Origin of the sequence: Myxosarcina sp. GI1 (genome assembly GCF_000756305.1) — a bacterium.
In the GTDB taxonomy this organism is placed as follows: Bacteria; Cyanobacteriota; Cyanobacteriia; order Cyanobacteriales; family Xenococcaceae; genus Myxosarcina.
On sequence record NZ_JRFE01000010.1, the window covers coordinates 54,437 to 78,360 of the forward strand.

The 23,924-nt window shown below is 41.6% G+C and carries 17 protein-coding genes and 3 pseudogenes; 9 read left to right on the top strand and 11 right to left on the bottom strand.

Going from position 1 to position 23,924, the window contains the following annotated elements; translation table 11 throughout:
• Positions 1-25 precede the first annotated feature (25 nt).
• The 3 genes from KV40_RS05175 to KV40_RS05185 form a co-directional block, all read right to left on the bottom strand.
• Positions 26-619 carry a recombinase family protein gene (locus KV40_RS05175; protein ID WP_036478546.1) on the bottom strand — a complete coding sequence of 198 codons (594 nt, stop codon included), beginning with the start codon at positions 617-619 and terminating at the stop codon, positions 26-28.
• A gap of 341 nt (positions 620-960) precedes the next feature.
• Positions 961-1,404: a PIN domain-containing protein gene (locus tag KV40_RS05180; protein WP_036478548.1), complete on the bottom strand. Its 444-nt coding sequence runs from the start codon at positions 1,402-1,404 to the stop codon at positions 961-963.
• Positions 1,404-1,691: a hypothetical protein gene (locus KV40_RS05185; protein ID WP_036478550.1), complete on the bottom strand. Its 288-nt coding sequence runs from the start codon at positions 1,689-1,691 to the stop codon at positions 1,404-1,406. Before KV40_RS05185 ends, KV40_RS05180 begins: the two co-directional genes overlap by 1 nt.
• A 446-nt stretch (positions 1,692-2,137) precedes the next feature.
• Between KV40_RS05185 and KV40_RS05190 the strand changes: the two genes are divergently transcribed.
• Positions 2,138-4,336, top strand: a complete 2,199-nt coding sequence (locus tag KV40_RS05190) for an amidase family protein (protein WP_052055376.1) — start codon at positions 2,138-2,140, stop codon at positions 4,334-4,336.
• Positions 4,337-4,514: 178 nt separating this feature from the next.
• On the opposite strand, the gene KV40_RS05195 is transcribed toward KV40_RS05190, so the two are convergent.
• Positions 4,515-6,734 carry an amidase family protein gene (locus KV40_RS05195; protein ID WP_052055377.1) on the bottom strand — a complete coding sequence of 740 codons (2,220 nt, stop codon included), beginning with the start codon at positions 6,732-6,734 and terminating at the stop codon, positions 4,515-4,517.
• 538 nt (positions 6,735-7,272) lie between these two features.
• On the opposite strand from KV40_RS05195, the pseudogene KV40_RS33120 reads away from it, so the two are divergent.
• Positions 7,273-7,407, top strand: a pseudogene (locus tag KV40_RS33120) (AAA family ATPase); the annotation flags it as partial.
• A gap of 441 nt (positions 7,408-7,848) precedes the next feature.
• On the opposite strand, the gene KV40_RS05200 reads toward KV40_RS33120, so the two are convergent.
• From KV40_RS05200 to KV40_RS34665, 3 genes are all read right to left on the bottom strand, one after another.
• On the bottom strand, positions 7,849-8,049 hold the full coding sequence (locus KV40_RS05200) for a hypothetical protein (RefSeq protein ID WP_052055378.1): 201 nt from the start codon (positions 8,047-8,049) through the stop codon (positions 7,849-7,851).
• A 247-nt stretch (positions 8,050-8,296) separates the two neighbouring features.
• Entirely contained in the window at positions 8,297-8,677 is a 381-nt protein-coding gene (locus KV40_RS05205; RefSeq protein WP_036478551.1) for a hypothetical protein, read from the bottom strand.
• A gap of 42 nt (positions 8,678-8,719) precedes the next feature.
• Positions 8,720-8,935: a hypothetical protein gene (locus KV40_RS34665; protein ID WP_156113949.1), complete on the bottom strand. Its 216-nt coding sequence runs from the start codon at positions 8,933-8,935 to the stop codon at positions 8,720-8,722.
• Between the two features lie 72 nt (positions 8,936-9,007).
• Here KV40_RS34665 and KV40_RS05210 point away from each other — a divergent pair, with 72 nt between their 5' ends.
• The 4 genes from KV40_RS05210 (at position 9,008) to KV40_RS05225 (ending at position 13,255) form a co-directional block, all read left to right on the top strand.
• Positions 9,008-9,274, top strand: coding sequence for a UPF0175 family protein (locus KV40_RS05210; protein WP_036478552.1), 267 nt, complete (start codon positions 9,008-9,010; stop codon positions 9,272-9,274).
• A gap of 3 nt (positions 9,275-9,277) precedes the next feature.
• Positions 9,278-9,766 (top strand): DNA-binding protein, encoded by a 489-nt coding sequence (locus KV40_RS05215; RefSeq protein ID WP_036478555.1) that lies wholly within the window; start codon positions 9,278-9,280, stop codon positions 9,764-9,766.
• 975 nt (positions 9,767-10,741) lie between these two features.
• Positions 10,742-12,025, top strand: coding sequence for an HhoA/HhoB/HtrA family serine endopeptidase (locus tag KV40_RS05220; RefSeq protein ID WP_036478557.1), 1,284 nt, complete (start codon positions 10,742-10,744; stop codon positions 12,023-12,025).
• Positions 12,026-12,367: 342 nt separating this feature from the next.
• The gene (locus KV40_RS05225; protein WP_072013776.1) at positions 12,368-13,255 is read left to right on the top strand and encodes a GGDEF domain-containing protein; all 888 of its coding nucleotides are present in this window, start codon (positions 12,368-12,370) and stop codon (positions 13,253-13,255) included.
• Positions 13,256-13,340: 85 nt separating this feature from the next.
• Here KV40_RS05225 and KV40_RS05230 read toward each other — a convergent pair.
• Positions 13,341-14,203 (bottom strand): annotated as a pseudogene (locus KV40_RS05230) (IS1634 family transposase).
• A 175-nt stretch (positions 14,204-14,378) separates the two neighbouring features.
• Complete coding sequence (locus KV40_RS05240; protein ID WP_081942768.1) at positions 14,379-16,676, bottom strand: VCBS repeat-containing protein; 2,298 nt, start codon at positions 16,674-16,676, stop codon at positions 14,379-14,381.
• A gap of 734 nt (positions 16,677-17,410) precedes the next feature.
• On the opposite strand from KV40_RS05240, the gene KV40_RS05245 reads away from it, so the two are divergent.
• Positions 17,411-18,208: an SDR family oxidoreductase gene (locus KV40_RS05245; protein ID WP_036478559.1), complete on the top strand. Its 798-nt coding sequence runs from the start codon at positions 17,411-17,413 to the stop codon at positions 18,206-18,208.
• Between the two features lie 36 nt (positions 18,209-18,244).
• Here KV40_RS05245 and KV40_RS05250 read toward each other — a convergent pair whose 3' ends face one another.
• Positions 18,245-20,152: an amino acid transporter gene (locus KV40_RS05250; protein ID WP_036478560.1), complete on the bottom strand. Its 1,908-nt coding sequence runs from the start codon at positions 20,150-20,152 to the stop codon at positions 18,245-18,247.
• Between the two features lie 209 nt (positions 20,153-20,361).
• Here KV40_RS05250 and lepB point away from each other — a divergent pair, with 209 nt between their 5' ends.
• Together lepB and KV40_RS05260 are read left to right on the top strand one after the other, a co-directional pair.
• Positions 20,362-20,964 carry a signal peptidase I gene (gene lepB / locus KV40_RS05255; RefSeq protein ID WP_036478561.1) on the top strand — a complete coding sequence of 201 codons (603 nt, stop codon included), beginning with the start codon at positions 20,362-20,364 and terminating at the stop codon, positions 20,962-20,964.
• A 174-nt stretch (positions 20,965-21,138) separates the two neighbouring features.
• The gene (locus tag KV40_RS05260) at positions 21,139-23,079 is read left to right on the top strand and encodes an amylosucrase (protein ID WP_036478795.1); all 1,941 of its coding nucleotides are present in this window, start codon (positions 21,139-21,141) and stop codon (positions 23,077-23,079) included.
• Between the two features lie 18 nt (positions 23,080-23,097).
• On the opposite strand, the pseudogene KV40_RS33130 reads toward KV40_RS05260, so the two are convergent.
• Positions 23,098-23,596, bottom strand: a pseudogene (locus KV40_RS33130) (transposase); the annotation flags it as partial.
• Between the last annotated feature and the right edge of the window lie 328 nt (positions 23,597-23,924).

Here is a 23,924-nt window from a genome sequence, read left to right on the forward strand (position 1 = left end):
GTATGATTTGCCATTTAAAATAAAGTCATGATATTTGTTTTTCATACTTGCCAATCTCTACTCCCCGAAACCGCAAATACTTATACAAAGTAGCTTTAGAAATATCCAAATCTCTGGCAATCTGGTCAACGGGCATTCCCTCTTGGTAATAAGATTGAGCTATACGAGCTTTTCTTTGGGCATCTTCCGATAGTCCAGGTTTTCTGCCACCCATTCTGCCTCTAGCCCTAGCAGCAGCTAACCCCGCATTGGTTCGTTCGCGAATTATCTCTCGCTCGAACTCTGCCAGAGAAGCAAAGATATTAAACACCAACCGACCTTGAGCCGTAGTTGTATCGATAGGATCGTTGAGGCTTCTCAACCCTATATTACGCTCGTTTAGTTCGGCTACCAACTCGACCAGGTGCTTGAGACTTCGCCCTAGGCGATCTAATTTCCAAATGACAATAACATCATCGGGACGAGCATTACTTAACATCTCATTTAATCCAGGACGAACTGCTTTAGCTCCACTAACCGTATCGGTAAAAAAGCGTTCGCATCCATGCAAACGTAGAGCATCGAGTTGTAAATCTAGGTTTTGTTCGTTGGTACTAACGCGAGCATAACCGAGAAGCATTTTGTTGGCTATTGTTTAGTAAACTTATCTATCAAGCAGAATTATATACTTTGATTGACTAAACCACAATAATAAACTCTGCTCGAAAATAGAGTGACGAATTTGCTAGCGATCGCCAAATTCACTAAAATGCAATCGCGGCAGTCGAGAAAGTTCAAATTAACGGTCGTTTAAGTGAACAATTATCGATCGAAAAAGTTTTAATTTTTCGTTATGGCATTTGAGTAGCAATTGTACAGAGAATTACGCTAAGGCTGAAAGCCCTGTGCTATAGGCATTTCAAAAACTATTTTTGTAATCGCCACGCTCGATTTTTAATCGGTGACGGGCGAAAGCCTGCTCTAGAGATTTACCGTGTCTGGATGAACGGCAACGATTTCTCGGTATCTTTTAAAATCTCGCACGTTTATGGTGAGAACGTGAGTGAGTTCGTTCACGATACAGGCTGCCACCAATCTGGCATCGTGAACGTTTACCCCTTTGATAGCATAAAGTTCGACCAGTTTCCGCCATTGTTGATAGATCTCTGGCAGGTCTGGTTTTAAAGGTAAAAGGTTTTCAATTTTGGCGACTTCGGTACTAGCTTGCTTTGGTGTCATGCCTAACCCGTTTTTATCCAGTGGTCTAGTGCAGACGTTCCAGAACTCAATAATGTTTTGTGGTGCAACATAAAGCTTTTCACCTCGTGCCAAAAGAGCTGCTACTGCTTCCACCGCAATCGGGTACATCGGGTGGTCTGGCTGGCAACTGCGTAACAGAATATTCGTGTCTACCAAATAACTCATTACAGCCGTTCGTCGCTGTAGATGCTTTCCCTACTTATCGCTTCATCGCTTAATAACGGCAGTCCGCGACGGTGACTATCAGCCCATTCTCTAAAAGCTACGACTTTTTTTGCTGCTGACAACTCCGAGCGACTCTCAGCTTCTGGTGCTGTAGATAAATCTCGTGCCAAATCGACAAGCTCTCCCTCTTCTGTGTCGAGCCATTTTAATACAGCTTGTTTGATTTGTTCTGCTGGCAAACTCTGAACACGAGCGGCTATTGTTTGCCTAATGTTGGTTTCTTTCACAGAGAACGACTCGCTAGTTAGAGTTTTATACAATATAATTGTAACCATTTCTTCAACGGGATAATTTTAAGTATCCCGACGTGATTTAAAGTGAAAAATAGTAGAGAGAAGATGCGTAGCACAGCCATGCAGTAGCTTTATTGTCACATTAAATTTTTAAGCGATACCCAAAATGACTGAGACAACGCACATTGAATTTGAAGAGGATTCTTAGTACGCATAATAAAAGAAACGAAACGACAAAATCTTACCAAGTCAAAGATAACAGAGCTAATGCAGACATCTTTGACGTAGTTAGACCGAATACTCTTGGCAACACTAGGATTTAACAGGCAACGCCAGTATCTTCTTATACAAATCTTCTAAGTAAATTTCTCTATTATCTGACTGCCTGAGTATACAGGTATTTTCCCGCTGTGAGCTCACATTAATACAGGAAAAAAATTATGGCGCAAACGTTTATCACATCAGCTCCAACTCAATTCAATCTGATAGAGGCAACAGTTGATGAGATTACAAAAGCCTTTGAATTTGGTGCTCTCACAGCTGAGGAGTTAGTAAAACTTTATCTCAATCGAATTGAAGCTTATGAAAACGCGGGACCTAGACTAAACGCAGTTACTTATATTAATCCCGATGCCTTAAAGGTTGCCAAAGCTTTAGATGAAGCATTTCAGGCTGGAGAAATTAAAAGTCCCATCCATGGAATGCCCGTGCTGTTGAAGGACAATATTGATACCTTTGACATGCCAACTTCCAATGGTTCGGTCATTCTCAAGGATGCAATTCCGCCAGATGACGCTTTTATTACTCAATCTCTGCGGGATGCCGGAGCAATTATCCTGGGTAAAGCATCCATGGGGGAATTTGCGGGGGGTCCTTACAGCACCCTTGATGGGCAAATGAAAAATCCCTACGACTTTATCCGCGACACTGGCGGCTCTAGTAGTGGTTCTGCAGCTTCAACTGCTGCAAACTTTGCCACTTTTGCTGTGGGTACTGATACCAGCACTTCTGTTCGGGGTCCTGCTTCCTATCAGGGATTGGTTGGGATACGACCTACCACTGGAGTCATTAGCCGTGATGGCATCGCTCCCAAAAACTTAACCTTCGATACGGCAGGACCAATTGCTCGTACCGTCACTGATGCGGCACTATTGATGAACGAACTGGCAGGAATCGACCCAAACGATCCCTTGACCCCAAATAGTGAGGAGCTAATCTCTGAAGATTATACGGACTTTCTAGTCAAAGGTTCGCTAAAAGGAGCACGCATTGGTGTGGCTCGAGATTTCTTTGGGGGCGATCCTGAGATTGATGCCTTAGCCGAAGAGGCGATCTCAACCCTAGAAGAACTGGGAGCAGAAATTGTTGACCCAGTCAATTTCGACCCCGAGTTCCTTGAATTCTACGTTGAGAATGGTACTCCCAACATTCGGCAAATTGCAGATTACCGATTCCAGGAGGATTGGGAAGAATATCTCGCTACTTTCGGTCCAGAGGTGCCGAAAACCGTTGAGGAATTCCTCGAAATTTACGAAACGGAGGTGAGCAACTCTTCACTGCCACCAGCAGAGAGCGTTATTGATTTGTTAGAGCGTTCCCTGGATAATTCTACCGACGACCCAGCCTATGCGAATCTCCTTGAAAATGTTCTGCCTACAGCCGCCGAGCTAAAATTAGCTCTCTTCGATTCTTTTGAACTGGATGCGCTGGTTTTTCCCTATCAGCCCACGTTTGCTCCTCCTATCAGCAACCCTGTTTATTCAGTCGAAGACCCCGATTTTGTGGACTCGGATGTTCCCCAATCGGCAATTCTTGCGGGTTATAGTTCACCTGGATTTCCTAGTATGGTAGTACCTATGGGTTTTGGCTCCCAAGGATTACCTACCTCCCTCGGTTTCTTAGGACGCCCTTACGAAGAAGGAAAATTGATAAGCTACGCCTACGACTACGAGCAGGAAACTATGTTACGGGAACCACCACCCCTGTTACCCGCCCTAGAGGGTGAAGAGTTTGAATATGTCACTGAGGTGTTGGCACTGGGCGAAGCAACTGATGACACAATTGTTGCTGGCGAGCTTACCAATTTTGACGGTAATGCCGATACGGTTGTTGCCGATGTCGGAGATGACTTGATTGACACTACTGCTGCAATAAGTGGCGGAAATCGAATCTATGGCGGCGATGGCGACGATACCATTTTGGTAGACCTCAACGACGAAGCTTATGGCGAGAGTGGCGAGGATGTTTTAGATGCTGCTCGGGGTCGGGGAGGAAATCTTCTCTCTGGAGGATTGGACGATGATGAACTTTATGCAACTACAGGAGATCGGCTCTTTGGCGATGAAGGTGATGACAAGCTATTTGTTGGTGAGGAGGGCGACGTTCTTCTAACAGGAGGTTCGGAGGCAGACCAATTCTGGATTGCGAACGAGTTCCTTCCGATGGCTCCAAGTGAAGTGGCTGATTTTGAAGACGGAGTTGATGTCATAGGATTCAAAGAGACTGGACTGAAATTTGAAGACCTTTCCATAGAGCAAATTGGTTCTGACACGTCAATTAGTGTTGGAGATCTAGCAGTTGCAACGTTTTTAAACACTGAAGCCACTGCCTTAACAGCAGCAGATTTCGCCTTTACTTGATTCGGCTTCTCGGTCTAAAACTAGCGAAGCTGACATGTCGGGCAAGTAAAATGCCACATTATCAAAGGGAAACTGTATGTATTACAGCAATTATGCTTAAAGAGCATTTTTAGTCGTCCCAAACATCACTCATCTGCAAAATAATTGCCCCTCATGTCACGTTCGTGCTTATTTTCTTCTAACCCAATGCTTCGTTGGCAAAGACAAAATTATCGGCACTAAGGTCGTTGGCATTAATTCCTGAAAGAACTGCCAGGTCTCGCTCGAAAGCGTTGAGCGTTGTATCCGAGCCATCTTGCCGTAAGTTGAAGTCTTCAAAACTCAGGTTTAAGCCTCCCAGACCGATAACGTCCTCACCTGGGGTAAAGTCAGCGATCGTGTTAGCCGATGTTGGAAGCTCGGCATTAGCAATCCAGAAGCGATCGGCACCAGCACCGCCAGTTAGAGAGTTGTTACCCCCAGCTAGAACGAAAAAGCTGTCATTTCCCGAACCACCAAAAGCGCGATCGCCACTGCCGAGAAAAAATTCATCTTTACCAGCACCTCCATAGAGGCGATTTTTCCCTCTGCCTACAGAAGCATCTAGCAAATCGTCACCCTTACCACCGACGGCGAAATCCTCTATGCCGACAATAACTTCATCATCACCAGCACCACCATAGATGCGATTACTGCCAGTAAGAGCCTGGGAAGTATCGACGAGATCTTCCCCCGCACCAGCAAAGACGAGATCGCCGTTGCCATCGAAATCTGCTAGTAACTCTGGAGCGATCTCATCATCCTCTGCGTCCCCATAAACAGTCACCTCAGTGAGATATTCAAACTCTTCCCCAGGCAATGGGGGCGTACTTTCAGGAGCAACTCGAAATTTGGTTGCCTGCTCGTAGGAATAGGCTAAGCCCAGGATGGTCGGTTCGCTGTAAGGACGACCCGTAAAGGACATAGTAACTGGCAATCCCCCTTCGCTAGTTCCGGTTGGAACCGTAACATCGGGAAGACCAGTAGAGCTTGCCAACTCCACTTGTCGGGTCGGAGGATCTTCTAGGGGACTGACAAAGGTAGGATCGGTTGTTTCTGGTAGAGGACGAGCGAAGGTTCCGATGGTTGGAAAGACAAAAGCATCTAAATCGTTGCTATCTAAGACTTCTAGTAAAGTGTTCCTTATCGAAGGAGTCACGTTTTCTGCTACATCGAGATAATCTGGAGCGGACAAGCTGCCCGACAAGCTAGAGCGGAGGGTGTCTACTATAGTTGATGGAGTTTCAGAATTAGCGATTTCTGGAGACTCAAGAACCGCAATCAGTTCTTCTACCGTTTTAGGATACTCAGCTCCTAGTGTCGCCAAGTAATCGTCGAAATAGGGTTTTAGTTCTGCTTCAGTTGCTGTTCCGTAAGTGATGTCTACGTCGGAAAGAAAGCTTTCATCGAAGGAGATGTCAACAGTCGTTGCCCCCAGCTCTTCCATCTCGTTCAGAGCTTCCTCAGCTAGCCGATTGACTTCTGGGTCGGCAGCATCGCCAAAAAAATTGCTCACGACCCCTAGGCGGGCTCCTTCAAGATCGTCTAAGTCTAAAAATTGAGTGTAGTCTTTGTAGAAGCGATCGCGTCGAACGGTAGGAGGGGCAATTTTAGTACTAGTACTGGGATTGTCGGGATCGAATCCCACCATAGCACCCAAGGTTATTGCGGCATCTGTCACCGTGCGCGCCATTGGTCCGCCCATATCCCGCGAGGGGGTAAAGGGGATAATGCCATCTGTACTGACTAAGCCACGGGTGGGTCGAACGCCTACTAGACCCTGAAATGACGATGGTGTGCGAATAGAGCCGCCCGTATCGCTTCCCGTTCCGACAGTCGCAAAATTAGCAGCGATCGCCGCTCCCGTACCCCCACTCGAGCCACCCGACTGGCGATTTAACTGATAGGGATCGAGCACCTGCCCTTCTAGAGAACCGTATCCCTGTCCAGAGATGGCAAACTCATCTAAATTCGCTTTGCCAAAGATGACGGCTCCAGCATCTCGCAAATTGGCGACTGCAAAGGCATCATCCGGCGGAACTGAGCCAGCAAGAGCATCAGAGCCACCTGTTGTTGGTACGTCGAAAGTATCGTAGTTATCTTTCAGGAGTACGGGAATTCCAGCCAAGGCTCCTAAGTCTTTTCCGACGAAGCGTTCTCGGTCGATTTCCCTGGCAATTTCCAGGGCATTGGGGTTGAGATTAATAATGGAATTGAGCTTCGGTCCTGAGTCATCGTAAGCTTCGATGCGGTTGCGATAGAGTTGAACCAACTCCTCCGCTGTGAGAGCACCAAATTCAAAGGCTTTTGTAATCTCATCAACTGTTGCCTCTATCAGATTGAATTGAGTTGGAGCTGATGTGATAAACGTTTGCGCCATAATTTTTTCCTGTATTAATGTGAGCTCACAGCGGGAAAATACCTGTATACTCAGGCAGTCAGATAATAGAGAACTTTACTTAGAGGATTTGTATAAGAAGATACTGGCGTTGCCTGTTAAATCCTAGTGTTGCCAAGAGTATTCGGTCTAACTACGTCAAAGATGTCTGCATTAGCTCTGCCATCTTTGACGTAGTAAGATTTTGTCGTTTCATTTCTTGGCGTTGGTGAATGCGTATTGCTAAAATTCACCAACGCCACCGATTTTTCTGTATCTGCTGAGGTATCAGCAGATGGAAACCTAGTGCTTCATGGCTCAGGAGTAGAAAAAGATATTAAAGGTAGCTTGACATTTAATTTTAAAAGAAAAGTTTAAAAGCTGTTATGGGACCAATTCCCCGTTATTCACTTTTCGGGGAATTTTTTCTGCGAGACTTATTATTAGAGCTTTTAAAGAGTTTAAATCGAGTTAATTTGAATAAACTTAGCTATTGCCATATTTCTGTATTTCTTTATTTGTTAGTAATCGTAAATAAAGAATGATTATTGCGGTACAGAATCAAAAGGGAGGAGTTGGGAAAACTACTTTAGTAATACATATAGCTCAAACTTTGGCGATGAAAAAATTTACTGTATTGCTAGTAGATGCAGATTGTCAAGGCTCGGCTCGCGATTGAACAGCAGCTAGAACTCTATAGCAAGCAAGTATCTTTAAAGGGATTACGAACGGTAAATACTTCTTTGTTGTAGAGATAAGGTCAGGACTTACGCACTCAGTTTTCGGTTAAGACTGGTAAAAAGGTTAAGGGGCAAGGGTAGGCGGCTACCGCCGCGCATCTCTTTATTTAAGACAAAAAAGAGATGCGGCGCAGGTGCGCCCTGGATTTATTTTTCCCTTTGTCCTTTCCTATTCCCCCTCTCAAAAGCTCAATTTCAATTTTCCATTGAACTGCGTAAGCTGACTGATAGACACATCTCAATCAAAACTAAAAGCTAAGTAACACAGTGCAGAGAGTGAACACGAGAAAAGAATAACTGGTCATGATAATCGGCTTTGGCTCGACGGCTAGCAAAACAACGTTTAGTCAGCTGCGTAAGTCCTGAAGATGTTACTTCTAAGTTTTTGCTTCAGCTCTACGCCAATCGGCAAAGTGCTGGCAAAAATCTTTCTTGGAGATAAACTTGGCTCGGCGAGCGCAGATTCTGACGAGGATAATATTCTGCCAAATTTCGAGATTCTTAATAAGTAAAGGATCTATATTTAATATTCTGGCAGCAGCAGCATTAGAATAAACTAGGTTTTGTGCAATCGACATTGCACTAAAAGAAGCGGTTGAGGACAGCGAAAACTGGATTCGTCGCCACGAAATTCTCAAAACGGCACAAGTCATTTATGAGCAGGGATAGAGCCTCACTTCTAGATATTGTCAACATTTCCTAACCCTAACACCTACACCCAATCTCAACCTACAAATTAAATGCGCGACAGCTTACTTTAGGCATGGTCGGTACTTCTGAAACTAAGAAAAAAACTCAGGGTTTATGCCCTGAGCTTATAGTTATCTATCTGTTGAATCTTTTAGCACTACGCTCTCTATTTAGTTCCAGCAAACGTTCTAGAGTTAGAGTTTTCTCAATTCGCTCTTTGGCATATTCAACCATTTCTTCGACGCTAGCTTTGACAAAAGCTGCGTCATATTCAGAGATAAATTCTTGCCAGGCTTCCGAGTAAAGCTGTCGAATGATCTCTTCGGGAATATCGCCTCTTTCTACTGCACCCGATGCGATCGCGTCGGAGAGAATATTGTTTTTGGTTCTGTCCCAAATTAACTGGCGTAAGCTATAGAATACTGCCTGCCACTTACGAAAAGCAGCTTTTCTTTCTTGTTCTTTAAGTGTAGGAACTTGAAATCTAGAAGATAGAGCATTGTGATTAATAGTCATGGAATAAAACTCCTTAAAGAAAATAAAAACAATTTACGCTCTCTAAGGAACGGAGCGAGTCAAGGGTCTGCCGCCAGGCAAATTTTCTACACAAAATGGGGTGTGGGGTATCCCCACATTAATAACCAAATTTCCCTTGTACCGCGTAGTTACAATAGGAATGCTGTTGTTGTGCGCCGCAGGCACGACTTTAGCCGTCACCCCAAGGGGGACGATTAGCGCAAGGGGGTCATGAAAGACAATACGCGAAGCGACCACATAAAGTTAGGTTGGTTAACTTAGGATAAGAAAAGGAAGGGTTGTATAGAGACTAAAGAAAGAAAAAATATTATGAAAATTACTGTCGATCTACCCGATAAACTAACAGAAAAGATTGGACAACAGTGGGGAGATTTATCCAAAAAAGTTTTAGATAATATCGCTTTAGAAGCTTATAAAAGTAAGATTATCAGTACGGCAGAGCTTGGAGAAATCCTTGGTTTTTCCTCCCGTTTAGAAATTTATGATTTTTTGAAAAAGTCTGGAGTTTATCTCAATTACGAGCGAGAAGATTTGGAAGAAGATATAGAAACAATAAAACAATTAAGAAATAAATGATTAATGATAGTTGTAGCTGATACTTCTTGCATTTGCTATTTAATCTTAATCGATTGTATTGAGCTTCTGTCACAATTATACGGAAGTGTCATTATTCCCAATGCTGTCTATTTAGAGTTACAAGCAGATAACACCCCTGTTCGAGTCAAACAATGGATTCAAGATTACCCTCAATGGCTAAAAGTTGAATCTGTTGAGATGATTATGAACTATGAGCTAGACAGGCTGGACAAAGGGGAGATAGAGGCTATTATCTTAGCGGAAAGATGTCAGTCTGACTTGCTAATTGTTGACGATCGCTTGGCAAGAACCATTGCTAGAAAAAGAGGCTTGAAAATCACGGGACTATTAGGAGTTTTGTACGATGCAGCTTTAGCTGACAAAATCGATCTCGCACAAAAGTTGAAAGCTCTTCAAAATACCAGTTTTTTCGTTAATCCCAATTTATTAAATTCGCTTTTGCAGATGTTTGAGCGAGCAAAAAATCAGTAACTTATAGCTTTACATATTTTAATAAACTCAATATTGGTAGAAAATTGGTAGACAAAGTTATTGACAATAGCTCAAAATCTCTCAAGTAAAGGGATTTAAGAATTATTTGTTCACTTTGGGGTAGTGGGGGTCGTGGGTTCAAATCCCGCCGCTCCGATTTAATTCAAACCCTCTCAGCGATAGGGCTTTGTAGTTTTTGTGTCGATTGCCACATTATTTGTCACCTTTTTCAAATTGATGTCGTCTTGACTAATTATTTGTCATCAGTAAAAAATTAGTGTCGCTTTAACAAAATGAATGTTATTATTAAAACTTTTTTTTCGCCGAGAAAATTTTAATTCATATAGCTAAATAGATTTGTAGAACAAAATGTAAATCAGTTTTGACTCTACTGTTTTGAGATGAGGTTTTCTTCCAGCACCTTTGCTTCTTTGTCAATGATTAGCATATCAAATTGCGTTTTCCCTAACCCCAAAGTGTTGAGCGCATTCTCTTAGTAAAGCATCGGCAAATTGCTATATATGGCGCGAAAGTTGACCCCCAGTCAAGCTTTCGGCTTCTTCTTGACACTTTTGGAGTCAAATTGTCTCGTTTACACCAATCATTAATTATTTACACCCCATAAACTTATTTCGTGTCGTCTCGATGCTTCTGCTTTAGAATCACCTCGACATACAAATTCTACTACCCGTTTGTGTAAGTCAATGCTGTATGACATTTGATTATTATTTTCCTCTAATTTTACTCGGTCAATCTGCCAACTAAAAATACGCAAGGATAGTTGATATCAACAGCTTAGAAAATTTCTATGGGAAAACTATGATTTAGGAATGGCGTTAGTGTGAAATTTAATTCCGCTCGGATTGATAAGATCGCGAGCATTGCCTCCAAAAATCTATCTTTTTGACACACGAGCGACAAAACAAATTTTTAAATTATCAGAGTTTCTATAAGTTAAGTTCTAAGGTAAAAATTATGTCTACTTATCCCCAACCACAATCCAATCCTAACGAAACTCTAAATTCTGCTCCTCGCTCCCATCGTCGAAAAGTAGCCAAACAATCTGCCGCAGCTTTGGCTCTGGTTCTTTTAGGCGTAGGCGTAGGTGTTGGTGGAGACTACTTATTCGCTCATAATAGTATGGTTACGGGAACTTCAGCCGTTGCTCAATCTAATTCGCCCGAAGCCAATAAAAAAGCTACCCAGTCGCAACCGAGCGATGATGCCCAACCATACAATCGCATTGCAGAGATAGTGCAACAGGTAGGTCCTGCGGTAGTGCGAATCGACTCTTCGCGTACGGTAAATAATCCTAATGCCGATCTATTTAACGAGCCTTTTTTCCGCAACTTTTTTGGTTCACAAATGCCACAAATGCCGGATAAAGAAGTGCAGAAAGGAACTGGATCGGGTTTTATTATTAACGACAACGGTACGATTCTGACTAACGCTCACGTAGTTGATGGGGCAGAACAGGTTACGGTGACGCTCAAAGATGGTCGCACTTTTGAAGGAAAAGTAATGGGTAAAGACCCTGTTACTGACGTAGCAGTAGTAAAAATTGCCGCCAATAATTTACCAACGCTAAAAATTGGTGACAGTAACTCACTACAGCCAGGAGAAATGGCGATCGCCATTGGCAACCCGATGGGACTCGATAACACCGTTACCGAAGGCATTATCAGTGCTACGGGACGTACGGCAGGGCAAGTAGGTGTTCCCGATAAACGAGTAGATTTTATTCAAACCGATGCTGCAATTAATCCTGGTAACTCTGGCGGTCCGTTGTTAAACCAGAGAGGTGAAGTCATCGGCATCAATACCGCTATCATTCAAGGAGCGCAGGGACTTGGTTTTGCCATTCCTATCGATACGGCTCGACGTATTTCCGACCAGTTGATTGCTTCGGGTAAAGTCGAACATCCTTTCCTGGGCATTCAAATGGTTACACTAACCCCAGAAGTTAAACAAGAAATTAATTCTAATCCCAACAGTGGTTTGAGCGTTTATGAAGATAAAGGAGTATTGGTAGTCAGAGTAGTTCCAGATTCTCCTGCCGATAAAGCTGGTTTGAGGGCTGGCGATGTTATCGAGCAAGTTAACGGTCAACCAGTTGAAGATGCTGATGCTTTACAGGAAGCAGTAGAAAATAGTGGTGTAGGTAAAAATCTCGAATTAGGTTTAAAACGCAATGGACAAGAGATGAATCTGGCAGTCAAAGCTGGTGCTTATCCTACCGCTCAAGCTGAAACTAATTAGTTTAGTCCCTTTCTACAATGGGCATTAACTCAACACCGATTGGTTTATGAAGTAAGGAAATGCAGTTATAGCAAAAGAATGCGGCAGGTGAGAGGGAGCGGTAAAAGTGACACAAAACTGACATAGATTTGTCATAGCCTGGAAGAGAAAGACTGTTAAGCTAAATCATGCTTTATACATATTCTTTTTAAATCTAAAGTTAAAGTAATTTTTACTTTTTATAAACAAGAATATGTACGCTAATGAAATTCAAGTCTCGCTTCATATTGCTTTCTCCACTTCGACCGCCTTCCTAGCTAAAACCTTGGTTCGCCTGTCTGTTGCTTTTGGCAATACTCAATTATGAATCTCAAAATAGATCGTGAAAAAATACTAAATTATTTGGCAATTATAATTAGTTCTGCGGCAATTCTATTTTTTAGTATTATCGATCATTTAGTCTTTATTGATATTTCTCTATCACTTTTTTATTTGTTACCTATCTTTTTTGCGAGTTGGTACGGAAAAAAGCAGTTTTCCTATTTTTTAGTATTGCTAAGTACCATTGGTAGTTTTATTGGCGAATTTCAAGTAAAACATCATGTGTATCTACTAATAGTTCTATGGAATACATTAGTAAGATTAATTGTATTTTTTACCATAGCTTATTTAATATCTAGTCTCAAAACAGCTTACGAAAAAGAAAAAGTTCTGTCTCGTATAGACCCCTTAACAGGAATAGCAAATCGACGATTTTTTATCGAATTATTGCGAAGCGAATCTATACGCTCTGTTCGTTACGGTCATTTTCTAACTTTGGCTTATTTCGATCTAGATAACTTTAAACAAGTCAACGATCGCCAAGGACACGATCTGGGAGATAAATTATTAAGATTTATTGCTCAAACTGTCAAACAACAAATTCGTGAAACGGATACTGTCGCTCGTTTGGGGGGAGACGAATTTGCTTTGCTTTTACCAGAAACGAACTATGAAGCTGGTCAGTTCGTTTTGTCTCGTCTTCAGCAACAACTTAGAACATCCATTGAAGCTTACTTTCCTTCAGTAAGCCTTAGTATAGGAGCGGTTACTTTCCAAAATTTCCCCGATTCAACTGATAAAATGCTGGAAGTGGCAGATAGTTTAATGTATCGAGTCAAACAAAATGGTAAAAATAACCTCGAACATCAGATATTTGCAACAGGTAACACTAAAACCGACCGAAATATTTCAAGTTTAGCCAAAAATTAAAATGAACAATGAGCAGATATTCAGTGGTCGGTGAAAATTATTTACTGTTCATTATTCATTGTTAACCGACATTCCGCAGAAAAGTTTAAGAGAGCAGATAATATTGACGACAATAGGAATTAAAAAACTGAAGAATGTGACTTCGTTCACTAGTAAGATTACTAATTTGTTTGACTCCACCGAAGGAAACAAGATGAACCGACATAAAGCATTGAAAAACCCAACGTAGAGTAGGGGAAGTAGTCGGTTTGCCCAACTGATTAGGAATAGTTTGCCCTGCGGTTGCCAAAGCTAGTCGTAAAGCACGTTGACCCAGACTATAAACTAAAAGAGATAAGCCCATAACYATTGCCAAAGCAGCAATCCGTTTTGGGGATTTAAGAAAAACACTACTGGTAAAGAACAAAGGCTCTTTGAGAAATCGAAAACCTCGCTCAGTAGATTGTTGTGCTTTATACTCAATCAACAATTGGTCATTGCTCAACTGATGTTTGTCCAAGACATTAGTTGCCAGAATAAATCTTCCTGCTTTTCGTTCTTCTAGAGCAATAGCATTTAGATTAGGAATCAAACTAGCATCAATTTGGTAATGAACCTGAGTTGGGAGTTGATTTTGAGGGGGTCTACCAGATTTGCCGTGACTAAAATGTGGAATTAGTTTCACATCATATCGTCATTAAGATGTTCTGGTAATATTCCTTCCCCCAGTAAATGTTCTGTAGCTTTACCCTCAAAGAATTTTGGGAACAGATATAATGGAGAGCTAATCATGCCCAAGCCATTGATAATCATGGCTTTCACTGCTTGCCCTGTTGTTACTTTTTGGTTGCCATGAGAAGCGATAATTTTGTCTATTTCCTCTACTAGCCCAATTTCATCAATTATTCCTGCGATTATTCCACAGTGATTTAGGTCTTTAACTTTTACTTCTGCTGTTGATGGTGTCATGATTTTTAACATACCATCAACTTTTTCTTTAATTTAACTTGATTTGATATCCAGACTTGATTCTTCCGATAATTATTCAGTTATTTTTTTATTTCTGCGGAATGTCGGGTTAATTGAAAAATTGTTCATTGATACAGGGGTGCCATAATTCTTCTGTCCATCGCTATACCTCTATTTACAAATGTTTAAAATTGTCATTAACAGGTTTATCCGTCAGTCTTTTGGCATCATTGCGCCAGAGATGGAGAAGTGGATAATCATCCCAGGCAATACTAATAATCTCTAAATCGCCATCGTTGTCTAAATCGGCAAGTTTGGTTCCTAAATGACTCTCTTTATTTTCAGCAACTAAATATTTCATCCAGCTAGAACCGCGATTGATATTTTTCCAAATGGCAACTTGTTTGTCGCCTCGATGTTCTCCCGTCACAATATCGACTTCGCCATCGCCGTCTAAATCGGCAGCATTCATGCTATTAGTAGTGTATTGAGTTGCAACCAGATGACGCAGCCAAGAAAACTGAAGTTGTTCTGGTTGCTCGAACCAATAAACATGGGCGTTGGGTTTTTCGCTTTCACTTTCTTCACTTACCACTAAATCCAAACGCCCGTCATTATTTAAATCTACTAAAGAAAAGCGATCGGGCCATTGAGAAATACGACCGATTTTATGCTTAATCCAGTTGCCTTCATTATTACCGGGGTTTTCCCACCAGGAAACTTTTTTGACACCCGTATACATATCTCCCACAGCAATATCGATGTCGCCATCGCGATCGATGTCGCCATCGCCAATTCCTTCATCGGTAGCTTCATTAGTAATTAGAGTGGGTTGCCAATTGCCAGCAGTAGGATCGTCGGAAATTTCAAAGTAATAAATTTCTCTATCTTCATTACCACCAGCCAACAAAATTTCTGGTTTGCCACCAGGAACGATTTGAGCTAACTGATAGCCCTGTCCGTTGACGTGGGATGTTGCTGGCATGGTGGCAACTTTAGTAATCGACCAAGAACTACCCTGAGAGTCTTGAGCTTCCAACCAATAAATGTTTGGTAGAGCCTCAGCGATCGCATCTCCAAATTCATCGTCATCAACATCTACAATTAACATGGCATCTACATTGAGAGGAAAGGTAACTCGCTCCCAATTATCGGTTAAATCTCCCCCTGGATTGCGATAGAAATAGCGTCCCGAAACAATGTCTGGAAAACCATCTCCTGTTAGATCGCCCGTAGCTAATCCAAAAAAGCGTACCTCCTGGTTAAAAGTTTTTCTCTTATCATCTACCCGAATATAAATCCAATCGTCTAGAGTTAGCCTTGGTTTGGTAGACAAATTCGACCAAAGTTCTACTACCTTTTTCCCTGTATAGTTTTTGCCGACTATATCTAAACTACCGTCGCTGCCAACATCGCCAACACGAGCGTTATGCGTACCTTGTTTAGAGAGAACCATAGGCTTCCAGAGATCGCCTTTGCCTAAGTTTTCATAAACCATTACTCCCTTGCCACCAGTGTTCATCTCTCCTGCAAACACATCAAGATCGCCGTCATAGTCGAAATCTCCTACCTCCAAGCTATGACAGCCTTGAAGAGAATTTAGCTCGATAACACCTTCCGTCCAGGTAGGATTGGCAAACCAGGAAACTCTACCCGCACCTTCAGAGTGGCTCAAAACTATATCTTGCTTGCCATCATCGTTCAGATCGGCAATAATGGCGCGAGTATCCTGACCCCACTTTGCAGTTACCTGGTGTTTTCGCCATTTGAGTCCTAGACTATCTCGATTTTCATACCAGTAATGACTGGCTGCAATGTCGATATCTCCGTCACCATCAAGATCGCCCAGGTCTAAACCTTCTCCTGGTGGAGTATCGATCTGGTGACGAATCCAAGGCTGAGTATGATCTTGAGGTGCGGCAAACCAAGTTAACTGTCGTGGTCGATCTTTGCGAAACATAGCAACATCGAGTTTGCCATCGCCGTTAATGTCTTTTACTGCTAAATCGTGAGCGAAGCGCGTACCAATTTGGTGTCTTATCCAGCCCTCAGCCTGAAAAGGATCGTTAGTATTTTCCCACCAGGCGATCGCATCACTTCTGTAATCGCTTAAAATTACGTCACCATCGCCATCGCCATCGATGTCGGCAATTTCACCATCGGTAGTAAATTCACCATCGCTAATTGGATAATGCTGCCAGTCGGGATATTGATACCAAACTGCACCTATAGATTCTTGAGAAGCTACCATAATATCTGCCTTTTTATCGCTGTCAAGATCTCCAATCGCCAATATGTCCAAACAGCAACCGTTACCCGAAGGAGGCGCAGGATCGATAATAGTGTGCTGGAATATTAATGAGTTATTGACTAACTTGCTATCCAGGCTGCGATCGCTAACCCTATTAACTTGCAACACGGTCGCCGCTACGCTTATAAGTAGCACCAAAATAATTATCGATCTTGACTTCATAGGATTAAGTATAGTTTTCTCAAGCTGATACCGAAGCTAATCTACATCAAGCCTTATGGGGAGAAACCAGCAAAGCTGTCATTTAGAGTCGAGGGATGCTATTAAATTAAACCACTAAAGTTAAACAAAAAAGTAAATCAAGACAAATCGAGTTTTTCTTCAATTTGTACTGTTTGGTAGTTAGTTCTGTATTGTAGGCTGAAGTCATCGCTTCCTAGATGGTTGCCGACATTCAATTTATAGTCTAGGAAGCTTTTCTATTCAATACTTGTGTTTATTTTTACTTTCCAAACATCCTTTTAAGTCAAAGGACACATAAAAAGATTGTTTTTATGTGTATCTAAAGAAGTGTTTTTTAAAAAATAGCCAAGCAAATTGAAATTATCTAAAACTTCTTTTTATTTTTAAAATATTATGTGGTTTTAAAATTCCAACAAAAAACTTGTCAGTTTATTTTTTTGTTATGTCGCTGATGTGTCAAATAAGTGAAAATCTAATGACAGAAATTTTTGTGTTTTCTAATACAAGCAAAACGAAAGCGATCCCAAAGGAAAAGGTTTTTTGTAGAAAAATATTGGCAATTATTAGTTAGATTTGTTAGGCTACGACCTATGAATTAAATTTTAGTAATAATTGTTTTCTTTTCTAAATATTTACTAACTTAAGAGCCTTTGTCAATTGGCGCACTTCGCATTTTTTTAGTACTACAATTGTTATTAATAAAGGTTTTAACTATGAAACTTTTAGATAAAACTGCTCTAATTACTGGAGCTTCTCGTGGTATCGGACGAGCGATCGCTTTAGAATTAGCTCGACAAAACTGCAAAACTTTATTGTTAGTAGCTCGTAACACAACTAAGTTAGAAGAATTGGCAGGAGAAATTCAAGCCTTTAATCCCCGCACCAAAGTTATATTTTTTTCTGTAGATATAACTCAAATAGATCGCGTTAGTATGACTCTTACTAAAGCCTGGAGGGAATTTGGACCAATTCAGATACTAATCAACTGTGCGGGAGTAGCACATCAACGTACATTTTTACAAACCAATCTCTCCCACATAGATGCAGAAATTTCTCTCAATCTTAAGGGAACTTATACCATTACCCAATTAATTGCCAAACGGATGGTTTGTCAGCAAGAGGGAACTATAGTCAATGTTTGTAGTCTGATGGGAAAAATTGCCGCTCCTACTATGGCTACTTATTCGGCTACCAAATTTGCTTTAGTTGGATTTACCCAAGCCTTGAGGGCAGAATTAGCTCCCGACAACGTGCGAGTAGTAACGTTGCTTCCTTCTCTAACAGATACAGATATGGTCAGAGAATTCCAACGATTTCGTTTTGTCAAACCTCTTACGTCTCGCCAAGTTGCTTTGGCTTTGATAGCCGGATTAAAACGTGACAGAGAAGAAATTTTAGTAGGATGGCAGAGTTACCTAGCCTTATGGTGCCAGCGACTCGCTCCTTGGTTGCTAAATCTGATTTTACTGCTGACGGCACCCTTGCCAAAAAGGCGATCGAAGCTTACCTGATTTTTTGCTTGCTCTAAAAAATGCGGTAAGTATTTTTCAGCCACCAACATGAACTCCAGGTCGTCTTTCTGGATTATGCTCGGCACGGCGCAGCACTTCACGAGTCACTACGGCAGTATCTCCCTCGCCAAATAATAAAAATCGTAAGAGGTATTGCAAGGGATTGCCTTCTACCCAACCAAAATAGGCATGGGGCAGTATGCCAGTTAGATCGCGAATCTGAAGTAGAATAGCGGCAATAGTATTGGGAATGGCAGCACCACGAGCGCGTAGAATTCGATAGTTATTAACCTGTAACCCTCTTACTTTAACTGTTTCTGCAAAATCAGAAGCATCGATAATTTCTATTTCCAAAAACAAAATTGGGTCGGAAGCAGGAATGTGGTTATCTTCGCGTACTTCTTTTTCTTTTGCCTGATATTCTGCTACATCTCCCTTTTGTTTGCGGTTGGCAATCAATCTAATAACGTGACAGCTTTCCTCGGTAAGAAAACGACGTGCGGTTTCATCTAGTTCGATTCGCTCTACCCGTAGTTCGGTCGATCGCCAGATTCTAGAAATCAGAGAAGTAACAATAATTGCACCGATAAAAAATGCCGCAATTTTGACCCCATCGGGTCGTTCGATAATATTGACGACTGTGGTATAGATAAAAACTAAGGTAATTAAACCAAAAGCAATTTTTCCTCTACGGCGATCGCGGACTGATAGGGTAACGGCATAGGCAGCAGAACTCATCAAAACTAAAACTCCCGTAGCGTATGCCCCTCCTTGAGCATCCACGTTGGCATTAAAAATAATTGTCACTACAAAAGCGATCGCCGTATAGACTAAAACTAAAGGTCGCCTCTTTCTCGCCCAGTCGGGTGCCATACCATAGCGGGGTAGATAGCGCGGCACGATATTAAGCAGTCCTGCCATTGCCGAAGCACCAGCAAACCAAAGAATCAAAATTGTACTGAGATCGTATATGGTGCCAAAAGCATTACCTAAATATTGATGGCTGAGATAGGCAAGAGCGCGTCCATTAGCTGCACCTCCAGGTTGAAATTCTACTGATGGTATGAGCATAATTGTCACTATGCTACTCAAGAGTAGAAAAAAACTCATAGTTACGGCGGCAGCGGTGAGTAGATTGTAAGTGTGATGAATTCTGCCTCTGAGATTTTCTTCTGTATCGCTAGCATTTCCCGTTACTAAAGGCATTACGGCAACTCCAGTTTCAAACCCAGATAATCCCAATGCTAGTTTGGGAAACAATAAAGCTGCGATGCCAAACATTAATAGAGGATTGCCATGAGCTTGCAACAAATTCTTCTGCCAATTAGCGATCGATTCGGGATGTTGTAATACCTGCTCGATGCCAACGCTAATTACGATAAAATTTAATACTAAATAAACAGCAACTAAAACTACAGCAATACCAATTGCCTCTTCAAAACCTTTAAGAAAGACAGCGGCGAGTAAAGTAATTAAAACTAAGGTTAAACCTAAATGTTGTCTTGACAAAAACTCAGGCACGAAAGGGTTTTCAATAATATGTGCCGTAGCATCGGCGGCTGAGAGGGTAATGGTAATAATAAAATCGGTTGCTACAAAACCCAGTAGAAAAAGCACTAATAACTTACCCTGCCACCAGGGAAGCAGATGTTCTAGCATGGCGATCGATCCTTCGCCGTGAGGACTGAGTGATGCTACTCTACGATATATAGGCAAGGCTCCAAACAGCGTTAGTAAAATTAAAATTAAAGTGGCGATAGGAGACAATGTACCTGCTGCCAGTGCGGCAATTCCTGGCTGATAACCCAGCGTAGAAAAGTAATCAACACCAGTCAAGCACATGACTTGCCACCAGGGATGAGTTTGATGAAGCGCGTTTTTAGTGTAGCGTTCTTTACCGAGTAACCAGCGGGCAAACCGTAGGCGGGTTTTTTTGGTCAGCATACCAAACAGATGTGATTTTATATATGCCGATCTCAATTATCGGGTATTGGGAAATAAAGTGAGCAAAAATTTACTCGAACGAGAATATTGCTTTTAAAACTCCCATCGAACTTTTGCTTTGTCTGGCGATCGACATAAAATTGACACAATACTGACTTAATAAATATCTAAACTATAAGATAAAATCAAAGATTTAGAGAAAATCAATTATGTCTTTAACCAAAAAAAAGCTAGAGCGACAAACCCAATCAAAAACTAAAAATATTTGGCTTGAAACTTTTGAAACTTTAGGTCTTAGTTTATTTTTAGCTTTGGGAATTCGTACCTTTGTTGCCGAAGCGCGTTATATACCTTCAGGTTCGATGTTACCTACGCTACAAATTAACGATCGCCTGATTATTGATAAAATTAGCTACGATTTTACTACACCGAAACGCGGAGATATTGTTGTATTCAATCCGACTGCAACCTTAGAGCAACAAAATTTTCATGAAGCTTTTATCAAACGAGTTATTGGTTTACCTGGAGATCGAGTTGAAGTAAAAAATGGCAAGGCATACGTCAATAACATTCCTTTAAAAGAAAAATATCTCGAAGCCAAACCAAATTATCAATGGGGTCCTATAATTGTTCCTGCTAATTCTTATTTAGTTTTGGGAGATAACCGCAACAATAGTTATGATAGTCATTACTGGGGTTTTGTGCCGCGTAAAAATATTATTGGTAAGGCAGTATTTCGCTTTTGGCCTCTCAATCGTTTCGGAGAGATAGATCGCCCTGTGTACGTTTTAAATGCCGCAGGTAATTCTTAGCACAATTGTTAATTTAAGGGTTTCTTCAAATCTTACCAAAGTAGTATAAAGTTTTACAGTTGAAAGGACAAACCCAACATACCGTTCAACATTTTATCAGAGCCAAAAACCTTAAATAAGGCGAAAATATAGATATTTTGCTAATTATTATTAATAAGGATGGCGATCGCAAGTATGGTTAGGGTTGATTCTTTAGAAAGACAGAGTGCGACTTCACTATCACGCCTACTGCCGAGATTGGAAGAACGCTTTAGTGCTAGAGTAGAGCCAGTGGAGTGGCAAGGTTACATAGAACGCATCGAAACACATTTTCCGCTTTTATTTCGGCTACTCTATCAGCTTTATAGCGATCGCTACGATTTCTTCTATCATTTAGAAAATATTTTAGTTACCGCTACCAAGATGTGGTTAGAGCGGTCTGACGATCTTAAAGCTCTCGATATGATGCGGCAAGCCGATCCTCAATGGTATCAGTCCCATCGCATGGTCGGAGCGATGTGCTATGTCGATCTTTTTGCTGGCAATCTTCAAAAATTGCGCGATCGCATTCCCTATTTAACTGAAATGGGTATTACCTATCTACATTTAATGCCTTTATTTAAATCTCCCCAAGGCGATAACGATGGCGGTTATGCCGTTAGCAGCTATCGAGAGGTCAACCCTGCTTTGGGAACGATGGACGATCTAGCAGAGCTTGCTACCGAATTAAGACAACACGGCATTAGCTTAGTTATCGATTTTGTCTTCAATCACACCTCCGACGAACATGAATGGGCAAAACTCGCTCTAGCAGGTGATTCAGACTACCAGGAATATTATCGGATGTATCCCGACCGAGAACTACCCGATGCTTTTGAAAGAACAATTAATTCGGTATTTCCCGACGAACGCCCTGGCTGCTTTACCTACAAAAACAAAATTCGTAAGTGGGTTTGGACGACTTTTTATAACTTCCAGTGGGATTTAAACTACGAAAATCCGAGCGTATTTTGCCGTATGACAGAAGAAATGCTGTTCTTGGCAAATGTCGGTGTAGAAATCTTGCGGTTAGATGCAGTAGCGTTTTTATGGAAAAAATTGGGTACGAGTTGTGAAAATTTACCCGAAGCACATATATTAATTCAAGCTTTTAACGCCCTGACTAAAATTGCTGCTCCAGCAATGGCATTTAAATCAGAAGCGATCGTGCATCCCGATGAAGTAACTCGTTATATCAGTCAAGAAGAATGTCCCCTATCTTACAATCCCCAGTTAATGGCGCTATTGTGGGATGCTTTAGCCGTGAAAAATGTCCGTCTGCTGCGTTATGGAATGGCAAAGCGATTTGCTATAGCAGAAAACTGTGCCTGGGTAAACTATATTCGCTGTCATGATGATATTGGCTGGGGAATTGCCGATGAAGATCTACGAGAGTTACAAATAAACCCTTACGATCATCGGCGATTTTTAACTGCCTTTTATACTGGTCGGTTTGAAGGCAGTTTTGCTAAAGGAGTTCCTTTTCAAGAAAAACCCGAAACGGGAGAAGCCCGAATTTCTGGTACTACTGCCTCTCTGTGTGGTTTAGAAAAGTTAACCAGCGATAGCGATTTGTCAGAGATCGATCTAGCAGTTCGGCGCATTCTTCTATTACATGGAGTTATTCTCACTATTGGCGGTATTCCGCTAATTTATTTGGGAGACGAAATCGGAACTTTAAATGATTATACTTACACCGAATTTCCCGAAAAAGACGGCGACAGTCGTTGGGTTCATCGTTCGGCATTTAACTGGGAACGTGCAGAGCGGCGACGGGATAGTTCTAGCGTACCTGGTACGATTTACCCTGGACTGCTGAAGCTGATTCAAATTCGCCAACAAAATCGTGCTTTTACTCGTGCCGAAACCGAAATTATCGATACTGGTAATGATTGTATCTTTGGCTATTTTCGCACCCAACAGGAGCAAAATGTCTTAGTTTTGGCTAATTTTAGCGATCGCGAACAAGAGATCGTCGCCAAACAGCTTAGATTATTGGGTATGCGAAAAATTTTGACCGATATTGTCTCTGGTAAGACTATTTCAGCTGTAAGAGAACTGGTTCTCGAACCCTATCAGTTTGCAATTTTATTGTGATACGTGAGTTCGACAAAGTTAGAAAGTAGCAGAAGGTAGTGCTAATAATTCTTTCGGCTCTAAATCGAGAGAAGGTTTGTTAGGTAGATAGGTATAAGCAATCAACCCAGCCATCAAATTGACTAAGAAATTCCAGATACTACGGTGTCTTGAATGTTCGATTTGAAATATATTCTTGAGTTGGTCGTTAACTGTCTCAATTAAAGCTCTTTTACGCAAAAGAATTTTGTCTATTAGTTTGACTAACTTCTTCTTGGTGCAGTCGCTTCAAGTCGGGGAACCCGCCCAACGCGCTGCACCGCTGTTTCATGTTTTTTTTGTATCGAGTAATCAACTGAAGTTGTTGCTCGTAGAGCTTTTCAAACAAGTCTTGAGAGATATAACCACGGTCGCCAAATAATTTACCAAAGATACCCTTAGCCATTTCTGGCAGGGGTTTTCTATCATCCACATTCCCAAGAGTTAACTTGAACGCTAATAACTCACCGCGATCGCTAATAATCAGATGAAGCTTGAAGCGCAGGGCGCATTCGCGCTCTGCGCTGAAAACGCCTCACCGCAAGCAAGAGTTCTATAACCGACCCTAGACTGAGATAATTTCAAGGAACAGGACATCGTGGGATAGATAAACGAATCATCTACTGAACCATCTTAAGGCTCAAGCAGGGGATATAAGCTTGTGGATCATGCCACACCCTGCGTCTGGAACATCAGACAGTACCAAAGTTTGCTAATTTGGGCGAATTTAGCAATGCACAACTAGTACAACAGGTGGAAAGATGAGTCCTAAAGAACTCAAACAATGACTGTAGGAACGAAGTAACCCAATTACATCCCCAAAATTA

Coding starts and splice junctions, on each gene's coding strand:
- KV40_RS05175 (WP_036478546.1), bottom strand. CDS start 619: ATGCTTCTCGGTTATGCTCGCGTTAGTACCAACGAACAAAACCTAGAT.
- KV40_RS05180 (WP_036478548.1), bottom strand. CDS start 1,404: ATGAGTTATTTGGTAGACACGAATATTCTGTTACGCAGTTGCCAGCCA.
- KV40_RS05190 (WP_052055376.1), top strand. CDS start 2,138: ATGGCGCAAACGTTTATCACATCAGCTCCAACTCAATTCAATCTGATA.
- KV40_RS05195 (WP_052055377.1), bottom strand. CDS start 6,734: ATGGCGCAAACGTTTATCACATCAGCTCCAACTCAATTCAATCTGATA.
- KV40_RS05200 (WP_052055378.1), bottom strand. CDS start 8,049: ATGTCGATTGCACAAAACCTAGTTTATTCTAATGCTGCTGCTGCCAGA.
- KV40_RS05205 (WP_036478551.1), bottom strand. CDS start 8,677: ATGACTATTAATCACAATGCTCTATCTTCTAGATTTCAAGTTCCTACA.
- KV40_RS05210 (WP_036478552.1), top strand. CDS start 9,008: ATGAAAATTACTGTCGATCTACCCGATAAACTAACAGAAAAGATTGGA.
- KV40_RS05215 (WP_036478555.1), top strand. CDS start 9,278: ATGATAGTTGTAGCTGATACTTCTTGCATTTGCTATTTAATCTTAATC.
- KV40_RS05220 (WP_036478557.1), top strand. CDS start 10,742: ATGTCTACTTATCCCCAACCACAATCCAATCCTAACGAAACTCTAAAT.
- KV40_RS05225 (WP_072013776.1), top strand. CDS start 12,368: ATGAATCTCAAAATAGATCGTGAAAAAATACTAAATTATTTGGCAATT.
- KV40_RS05240 (WP_081942768.1), bottom strand. CDS start 16,676: ATGAAGTCAAGATCGATAATTATTTTGGTGCTACTTATAAGCGTAGCG.
- KV40_RS05245 (WP_036478559.1), top strand. CDS start 17,411: ATGAAACTTTTAGATAAAACTGCTCTAATTACTGGAGCTTCTCGTGGT.
- KV40_RS05250 (WP_036478560.1), bottom strand. CDS start 20,152: ATGCTGACCAAAAAAACCCGCCTACGGTTTGCCCGCTGGTTACTCGGT.
- lepB (WP_036478561.1), top strand. CDS start 20,362: ATGTCTTTAACCAAAAAAAAGCTAGAGCGACAAACCCAATCAAAAACT.
- KV40_RS05260 (WP_036478795.1), top strand. CDS start 21,139: ATGGTTAGGGTTGATTCTTTAGAAAGACAGAGTGCGACTTCACTATCA.